The organism is Mycobacterium sp. (assembly GCF_049278535.1).
Taxonomy (GTDB): Bacteria; Actinomycetota; Actinomycetes; order Mycobacteriales; family Mycobacteriaceae; genus Mycobacterium.
The window spans coordinates 1-2,032 of sequence record NZ_JBAPMI010000237.1; the positions used below are offsets into that span (position 1 = coordinate 1).

Below are 2,032 nucleotides of genomic sequence, written 5' to 3' on the forward strand. Positions count from 1 at the left end.
GGCCGTTGCCGCCTGGCCCGAGCCGGGCGAGGCGGCAATGAAGCTGGTGCTGACTCGCGGCGCCCCGGACGCCGATACGCCCACGGGGATGCTGACCATCAGCCCGCTGCCGGAGGCCTACCCGCGCCAGCGCCGGGACGGCATCCGGGTCATCACGCTCTGCCGAGGCACGACGAGCGATGCCTTCGCCGACGCGCCGTGGCTGCTCGGCGGGGTGAAGACGCTGTCCTACGCGGTCAACATGGCCGCCGTGCGGGAGGCGCAGCGCCGTGGCGCCGACGATGTCATCTTCATCAGCACTGACGGCCGGGTGCTCGAATCGGCAGTCAGCTCGATCGTCTGGTGCACCGGCCGGACCCTGCACACGACTCCGGTCGGCGCGAGCGGGATCCTCGGCGGGACGACGCAGCAGTTGCTGTTCGACCGCGCCCCTGCGGCCGGCTGGCAGACGGCGGTAACCGACGCCGGCGTCGACGACCTCCACGCTGCCGACGCGCTCTGGTTGATCGCCAGTGTGCGCGGGCCGGCCGAGGTGGTCGAGCTCGACGGGAAGCGCCGCGTACGCGCACCCGGGACGCTTGACGAGGTCCGCCGGCTGTGCGGTTTCGCTCGCTGACGAAACACGTTGCCGCGCGGTGATCTGCGTCGTACGGTTGCAGCACACGGAAAGGAGGTGGTCCAGAGTTGAGTATGCCTAGGACACGTGAGGTGGCTGCCCGCTAGCCGCTGTGTAAGCAACGGACCTGCAGGGCCAATGCCCGCGTCGTGCTTTTCGCGGCGGCGAGTAATACCTGGCAGCTACCCGGCCCCCGAGTCGTCGGCCCGTCCAGCCGACCCGCCACGGCGGACAAGACTCGGGGGCCGACCTAATTTTGCGCTCAAAGCGTCTCTCTGTCCCCACCGCTCGCTGGCGCTCGGGTGGGTCCATCGATCCGCACAATGGCTTCGCCTTGTGAGCGCGGCTCTTCGCGCGAGCGCTCATCGCGTTCTTGGTCGCCTTCGCCCACCCCGTGGTCCGGCCAGTTCTCAGGGTCGCCTTCAGGGTCTCGCCTGATGCGCTGATCGTTTTCGGCGACCACCATCAACCGCATGATCCAGGCGCGTGGGCTGACTAAGCGGTACGGAAGCACTCTGGCTGTCTCTGACCTCTCTTTCGATGTGTTGCCGGGACGGGTGACCGGGTTTCTTGGGCCGAACGGGTCAGGCAAGTCGACGACGATGCGGATGATCCTCGGGCTGGACCGGCCTACGGACGGCACCGTCACAGTCCTTGGCCGGCCGTACCGTGAGCATGTGCGGCCGCTGCACGAAGTCGGCGCGGTCCTCGAATCGCGTTCTGTCCACGGTGGGCGCAGCGCATACAACCACCTGCTGTGCCTGGCCCAGAGCAACGGCATCGGCCGGGCCCGGGTCGCGCACGTCCTCGACCTGGTCGGGCTGAGCGACGTCGCGCACAAGCGAGCCCGCACCTTCTCACTCGGCATGAGCCAGCGGCTCGGGCTGGCCGCAGCGCTGCTCGGCGATCCCGAAGTGGTGCTGTGCGACGAGCCGGTGAACGGCCTGGACCCGGAAGGCATCCGCTGGATCCGGACCATGCTGCGCGGGTTGGCGGCCGAGGGCCGCACCGTGTTCGTGTCCAGCCACCTGATGAGTGAAATGGCGTTGACCGCCGATCACGTCATCGTCGTGGGACGCGGCCGGCTGCTGGCTGACGCGAGCGTGGAGGAGTTGCTTACCGACAGCGCGCGCAGCTTCGTGCTCGTCCGCAGCCCGGACGCCGAGGCGCTCGAACCACTTCTCATGCGGGCCGGCGCGACGGCCCGGCCGCACGCGGATGGCGGTCTGGAGGTGCTCGGACTGAACTGCGACGAGATCGGCGACCTCGCTGCCGAGCACGCGATCAGGCTGCACGAGCTGACACCGCGGCAGGCGTCACTGGAAGCGGCGTTCCTCGAACTCACCCACGACAGCGTCGACTTCCGGGTGGAGGAAGCATCATGAGTACCGCCACCGTCGCCCCCCAGCATTCGAC

The 2,032-nt window shown here is 68.8% G+C and carries 2 protein-coding genes; both read left to right on the forward strand.

Annotated features, from left to right (window positions below; genetic code table 11):
- Positions 1-616: aminotransferase class IV (locus WAO18_RS16250; protein ID WP_422207285.1), on the forward strand; the 616-nt coding region annotated here is incomplete at its 5' end.
- Positions 617-1,089: 473 nt separating this feature from the next.
- Complete coding sequence (locus WAO18_RS16255) at positions 1,090-2,001, forward strand: ABC transporter ATP-binding protein (RefSeq protein WP_422207286.1); 912 nt, start codon at positions 1,090-1,092, stop codon at positions 1,999-2,001.
- The last annotated feature ends 31 nt before the right edge of the window (positions 2,002-2,032 follow it).

What these genes read in the sequence shown, in the direction of transcription:
- WAO18_RS16255 (WP_422207286.1), top strand. Translation starts at nt 1,090, where the DNA reads ATGATCCAGGCGCGTGGGCTGACTAAGCGGTACGGAAGCACTCTGGCT.